Origin of the sequence: Parafannyhessea sp. (assembly GCF_051876455.1) — a bacterium.
In the GTDB taxonomy this organism is placed as follows: domain Bacteria; phylum Actinomycetota; class Coriobacteriia; order Coriobacteriales; family Atopobiaceae; genus Parafannyhessea.
On sequence record NZ_JBJEHW010000110.1, the window covers coordinates 7,815 to 13,990 of the forward strand.

Below are 6,176 nucleotides of genomic sequence, written 5' to 3' on the forward strand. Positions count from 1 at the left end.
CGCCGCGGCGGTCACGGCCGCTACGCCGCGGCGGTCTTGCGCTGGTATGCCCTAACCATGAGGGAGATCGCGAAGTTCAGCACGAAGTAGGTGAGAAGGACGAACCCATAGAGCAGCAGGATCTGTGCCAGCGTGGAGGCCTGGCCCATGACGACGGCGGAGTTGCGCATGAACTCGTGGACGTCGATGCCGCGCAGGTAGGAGGTGTCCTTGATGACCGTGGTGCACTGGCTGAACAGCGCCGGCACGATCATCTTGAAGGCCTGGGGCAGCACGACGAGGCGCATGGTGTCCACGAAGCCGAAGCCCTGGGACTGGGCCGCCTCGAACTGGCCCTTGGGCAGGGCGTTCAGGCCGCCGCGGACGATCTCGGCCATGACGGCCGACGTGAAGACCGTGAACGTGAGGATGGAGACGAGGATGTTGTCGCCCTGCACCGTGAAGCGGAAGATGAGGATCCACAGCAGGTTGGGCGTGCAGCGGAAGAGCTCGATGTAGGCGGTCACGAGCCACCTGAGCCAGGCCCAGCGGCCGCGGCAGTACGACTTGGCGAGCGCGAGCAGCGTGCCGAAGACGATGGAGAGCACGATGGACGCCGCCGAGATGATGATGGTGTTGAGGAAGCCCTGCATCATGAAGGCGACGTTGCTTGGGGTGAAGACCTGCATGCGCTACACCTCCCCGTCCGCGGTCGCGGCGGGCACGGCGTGCGTGGCCTTTGCCTTGCGGGGCGCCTTGGAGCGCTTCTCGAGCCAGGTCACGAGCATGGCGAGCGGGAAGCAGATCAGGAAGTACATGGCGCAGCACACGATGTAGCCCTGCAGGTATCCGCTGTCGGCCACGATGATGTCGGCCTGGTACATGAGGTCGCCGCCCGCGATGAGCGCGAGGACGGAGGTGTTCTTGACCAGGTTGAGCGCCTGGTTGGCCAGCGGCGGCAGGATGATCCTGAACGTCTGGGGCAGGATCACATAGCGGTAGGCCTGCACGCGGGTGAAGCCCTGCGACTGCGTGGCCTCCATCTGGCCGCGCGGGATGGCCTGGATGCCGGTGCGGATGACCTCGGCCACGTACGCGCCGTGGTAGAGGCCCACGCAGATGACCACCAGCACGAACGGCGCGATCCTCACCACGTGCGCGGCGCCCGTGATGGCCTGGAGCACCATGGGGCCCGCCGTGTAGACGAAGAAGACCTGCACCACGATGGGCGTGTTCTGGAAGAACTCCACGTACACGCGGGCGATGCCGCGAAGGACGCGCGAGCGCGTGGTGGAGAACACGCCCAGCAGCGTGCCCATGACGAGCGAGACCAGCAGTCCCGCCAGCGAGACCTGGATCGTGAAGAAGAAGCCCTGCCAGAGCAGGTCCGAGTTGGAAAGCGTCTGGGCCCAGCGCCCAGGATCGAAGAGTTCCATGCGACCTCCTACAGGAGCTTGTACTGCTTGGCCCAGCGCTTGATGTCGCCGGACGAGACGAGCGTGCCCACGACGCCGTTGACGAGCCTGGTCAGCTCGCCAGCCGACTTGGACGTGCACACGCCGTACTGCTGCTTGCCAAACACGAGCTTTGGCTCGAGCAGCTCGTTGGAGTCGTTAACGTACGTGCGGATGATCGAGCGGTCGATCGCGAAGACGTCGATGTTGCCCGAGGCGAGCGCCGCCGCGAGCGTGGGATAGTCAAGGTACTGCGGGTAGCTCACCTTGAAGTCGCCGTGGCCCTGGCTCTTGAGCATGGCCTGCACCTGCGCCTTGGTGTCGGCACCCTCGCCCACGCCCACGATCTTGCCGTCGAGGTCGGCCACGCTCCTGATGCCCGAGCTCTTGAGCACGAGCATGCCGATGGAGTCCGTGTAGTACGGGTCCGAGAAGTTCCACGACTGCTTGCGCTCGGGCGTGATCGTGTAGGTGGCGCACACCAGGTCCACCTGGCCGGAGTCCACGAGCGGTCCGCGCGTCTTGGCGGTCACGCCCGTGAAGTTGACCAGGTCGCGCTTGCGCGCCGTGGCGGAGCTGACGCCAAAGACCTTGGCCGCGATGGCGTAGCAGATGTCGATCTCCATGCCGGTGAACTTGCCGGTCGCGGTGTCCTGGTAGCCGTACCCTATGACGTCGGTCTTGACGCCGCAGTTGAGGTGCCCGCGCTTGCGGATGGCCGCGAGGCTCTGCCCCGTGGAGCCGGAGCTCGAGCAGCCCGCGAGCGCGAGTGGCGACGTTGCCGCGCCCAGCGCGACGGCCGCCGCGCCCGCGAGCGAGAGGAAGCCCCGCCTCGTGATGCCGCGCCCGCCCGGGGCTGTGGCGCCGCCCACGACGGCGGTGCCGCGCGCAAGGCTGGCGTCGGACGCGGGAATGTGCGTTCTTCTCATACCCACTCCTACAGGATCTTGTCGAGAAACGCCTGGCACCTCGGGTTGTCGGGGTGCGTGAAGAAGTGCTCCGGCGTGCCCTGCTCCAGGATCTGGCCGTCCTCCATGAAGACGACGCGGTCGGCCACCTGGCGCGCGAAGCCCATCTCGTGCGTGACGCAGATCATCGTGATGTTCTCCTGCGCGAGCTCGATCATGACGTTGAGGACCTCGCTCACCATCTCGGGGTCGAGGGCGGAGGTGGGCTCGTCCAGCAGCATGATGGGCTGCTTGGTGCAGAGGGCGCGCGCGATGGCGACGCGCTGCTGCTGGCCGCCGGAGAGGTTCTGCGGGTACTCGTCCGCCTTGTGCGCCAGGCCGACGCGCCTGAGGCTCGCGAGCGCGGTCTCCTCCGCCTCCTCGCGGCTCACCTTCTGCAGCTTGATGGGCGCGAGCGTGAGGTTGCCCATGACCGTCATGTTGGGATAGAGGTTGAACTGCTGGAACACCATGGAGGTGTACTTGCGCGTGAGCTCGAGGTGGTTCTTCTTGGTCATGAGCTCGCCGTTGATGCGGACCTCGCCGCCCGAGGGCTCCTCCAGCCAGTTGATGGAGCGGATGAGCGTGGACTTGCCGGAGCCCGACGGCCCGATGAGCACGACCTTCTCGCCCTCCTTTACGGAGAGGTTCACGTCCTTGAGCACGTGCAGGTCGCCAAAGTACTTGTCGAGGTGCACGATGTCGATCATGTTGGGCATGGCATCGGATCCTTTCTTGGGCGCGCCGTGCGGACCTTGCCCGCGGGCTGGACGCGCGCCGGCTTGCAACACGTTCTGACGGGTATGTGACGTGGCATCGCGCCCCGGTCGCGCTGCGCGACGGGCGCTTGGGCGGGGCACGCGCGTGGCGCGACGCCCGTCTTTACCAATCCTTATATTGAGGGAAGCCGCTGCTCACGGGCGCGTCCCCATAAAAAATGCTACAAGCACGTAACGTTTGGAACACGCGCGCGCAAAGCTCGCGGGGCCCGCGAGGCTACTCGGACACCGCGCCCGGGGCGGTGCCACCGCCGGAATTGCCGTCAGCGCCGCCGCCATCCCCGTCCCCGATGCGGCCGAGCACCATCCGGTAGCCGCCCGCGCGCCCGTTGAGGCACTTGGACACGCGGCTGACCGTGGTGGACGACGCGCCCGTCTGCCGCGACACCGCCACGTACGACGCGCCGCCGGCCAGAAGCGTCGCGACCTGCAGCCGCTGCGCGAGGTCCGCGATCTCCTTGGGGCTGCAGACGTCCAGCAGGAAGGCCCGCGCCTCGTCCGCGTTGCGGATGGTCCCAAAGGCCGAGAAGAGCCTCTCCTCCTCCGCGCGAAGTCTCTGTTGCTGCGCCTCGTCCATGGTCGCCCCCCTGCGGCCGCCCTTCCGTTCTTGCAGATACTTTACCGCAATAAAGCATCCGTTGTGTTACGGAAGGGGCAATTGCGCGGGGCGCCTCAGCCGGAGTCGCGACTCTCCGCGGAGCGCGCGTCGCCCTCGCGCCGGCGGGGCAGCGCGCTCGCTATGGTCTCCGCGGCGCCGGCTGCCGCCTGGCGCGCGGCCTTCACTGCATCGGCGTACGCGCCGCGCACCACGGCCTGCGTCCTGTCAACCTGCTTTGACACGATGGACCCGACGAGGTTGAGGGCAAGGCGCTTGTTCTTCTCGCTCGCGGCGTTTGCCGCCGCCACAACCTTGGGGAGCCCCTCGCGCGACGTGACGTCCGAGAGCAGAGGGCCGCCCGCGCCGAGTATGTCGAACAGCTCCCAGATGAAGCCCTCGCGGTCCTTGGGGCCAACGGGCGACATCCATTCGTCGAGCGCCTCGTCGAAGGCGCGCGCGTCGGGGTCGAGCCCGGCCGCGCGGACGAAGCCGCTTGCGGTTACCTGCCACGAGAGCGGGTCGTGCTGCATGAGGCCGGTCCCGAAGCTCCGCACGTAGGAGCGGGGCTCGTCCGGGCGGTCGAACAGCTGGCCGATTACGCTGTATTCCGGCTGAATGCGCACGTAGCTTGGGCCAAGGACGTCGCGGGCGTCGCGGCTGGCCACGCGCGCGTCCACGCTGGGCGCGTCGAAGGCGTAGCAGCGCAGGACGCGCGCCGCGAGCTCCGGTGCCACGTTGGCCACGGCGTACGATGCGAGGTTTCCGCCCTTGGAGTGGCCGCCCGTGATGACGGCGTCGTCCGCGCGGGCCGCGCGCCGCAGCGCGCGCGAGAGGTAGTCCCTTGCAAGTAGCTGCGCGCCCGTGACCTCGAAGCTCAGCATGAAGTCCTCGCGCCAGCCGGCGAGCGTGAGGTCGGTGCCGCGAAACGACACGTACCGCACGCCCCTCTCGCACCCGCCGAGGCTGCCGGCGGGCAGCGCCACCTCGAGCGCCGCAAACTGCACGGCGCGCTCGGGGTCCATCACGTCGACGTAGGAGCCGACGGAAAGCTCGCCAAAGCGGCGCGAGTCCGCAAGCGCCCGCAGGTAGCTGGCATCGATCGTGGCGAGCGACCGCACGTACGGCGCGACGTCCCCGCCCGACTGCTCGAGCAGGTTGCCCAGCGCCTGGGCCATGGTGACGCTGCCGCCTGCGGCCTCGCTCGGCACCATGCCGGCAAGGTCCACGTAGCTGAGCGTCGCGAGCACGAGGGCGTCGACCTCCGTGAGCGGCCGCTCGCGCAGGCTTATGTCGCCGCGCCACAGGAGGTAGTCCGTGAGGTTGCCGATTCCGTCGCCCGTTGCCATCTCTCTCCCATCGCCTCGCCTTGCGGCCACCTGCCGGCCGCCCTGTCGCCATGATACGCGAAGGCCCTCCCCCGCGGCTTGCGAGGGAGGGTCTGCAAAGGCCGTTGTTCTTCTCGCCTTGGGGACATCGCCCCTTTGGGCGAGAAGGACGGCCCCAGCTATTGACGACTAGGCCGCCAGCGTTAGGCCATAATCTGACGGAACATGTCCTTTACCTGCTCGGGCGTGGCCTCGCGCGGGTTGCCGGGGTAGCAGGCGTCCGCGAGGGCGTCCTTGGCGAGCTGGTCGAGGTCCTCCTCCACGAGGCCCTTGCAGGTCTTGGGGATGCCCACGTCCTCGCCGAGCTTGCGCACGGCTGCGATCGCGGCGTCCGCGGCCTCCTCGTCCGACATGCCCTTGGTGTCGACGCCCATGGCGACGGCGATCTGCGCCTGCTTGTGCGCGGCGACGGGCTTGTTGAACTCCATGGAGATCGGGAGCAGCATTGCGCAGGCGACGCCGTGCGGCGTGTCGTAGTGCGCGGACAGCGTGTGCGCCATGGAGTGGTCGATGCCGAGGCCGACGTTGGAGAAGCCCATGCCGGCGATGTACTGGCCGAGCGCCATCTCCTTGCGGCCGGTGCCGGGGGCGCCGGACTTAGCCTCGGCCACGGCGTCACGCAGGTTGTGCGAGATAATCTCGATGGCCTTGTAGTGGAACATGTCGGAGAGCTCCCAGGCACCCTTGGTGGTGTAGCCCTCGATGGCGTGCGTGAGCGCGTCCATGCCGGTCGAGGCGGTGAGGCCGACGGGCATGGAGGCCATCATGTCGGGGTCAACGACGGCAACCTCGGGGATGTCGTTGGTGTCGACGCAGACGAACTTGCGCTGCTTCTCGGGGTCGGTGATCACGTAGTTGATCGTGACCTCGGCCGCGGTGCCGGCCGTCGTCGGGACGGCGATGGTGAAGACGGCGTGCTTCTTGGTGGGAGCGACGCCCTCGAGGGACCTGACGTCCGCGAACTCGGGGTTGTTGGCGATGATGCCGATGGCCTTGGCCGTGTCCATGGCGGAGCCGCCGCCGATGGCGACGAT

The 6,176-nt window shown here is 67.8% G+C and carries 7 protein-coding genes; all 7 read right to left on the minus strand.

Annotated elements, in window-relative coordinates:
• Window positions 1-20 precede the first annotated feature (20 nt).
• Entirely contained in the window at window positions 21-668 is a 648-nt protein-coding gene (locus ACI38Z_RS05045) for an amino acid ABC transporter permease (RefSeq protein WP_439789100.1), read from the minus strand.
• A 3-nt stretch (window positions 669-671) separates the two neighbouring features.
• Window positions 672-1,415 carry an amino acid ABC transporter permease gene (locus ACI38Z_RS05050; RefSeq protein ID WP_439789101.1) on the minus strand — a complete coding sequence of 248 codons (744 nt, stop codon included), beginning with the start codon at window positions 1,413-1,415 and terminating at the stop codon, window positions 672-674.
• Window positions 1,416-1,423: 8 nt separating this feature from the next.
• Window positions 1,424-2,362, minus strand: a complete 939-nt coding sequence (locus ACI38Z_RS05055) for a transporter substrate-binding domain-containing protein (protein ID WP_439789102.1) — start codon at window positions 2,360-2,362, stop codon at window positions 1,424-1,426.
• Window positions 2,363-2,370: 8 nt separating this feature from the next.
• Complete coding sequence (locus ACI38Z_RS05060; protein ID WP_439789103.1) at window positions 2,371-3,099, minus strand: amino acid ABC transporter ATP-binding protein; 729 nt, start codon at window positions 3,097-3,099, stop codon at window positions 2,371-2,373.
• Between the two features lie 277 nt (window positions 3,100-3,376).
• Window positions 3,377-3,736 (minus strand): YerC/YecD family TrpR-related protein, encoded by a 360-nt coding sequence (locus ACI38Z_RS05065; RefSeq protein WP_439789104.1) that lies wholly within the window; start codon window positions 3,734-3,736, stop codon window positions 3,377-3,379.
• A 95-nt stretch (window positions 3,737-3,831) separates the two neighbouring features.
• A complete protein-coding gene (locus tag ACI38Z_RS05070; protein WP_439789105.1) occupies window positions 3,832-5,103 on the minus strand; it encodes an Mbeg1-like protein in 1,272 nt (423 codons plus the stop codon).
• A gap of 182 nt (window positions 5,104-5,285) precedes the next feature.
• Window positions 5,286-6,176, minus strand: an 891-nt coding sequence (locus ACI38Z_RS05075; RefSeq protein ID WP_439789106.1) for an iron-containing alcohol dehydrogenase, incomplete at its 5' end; no start/stop codon positions are given.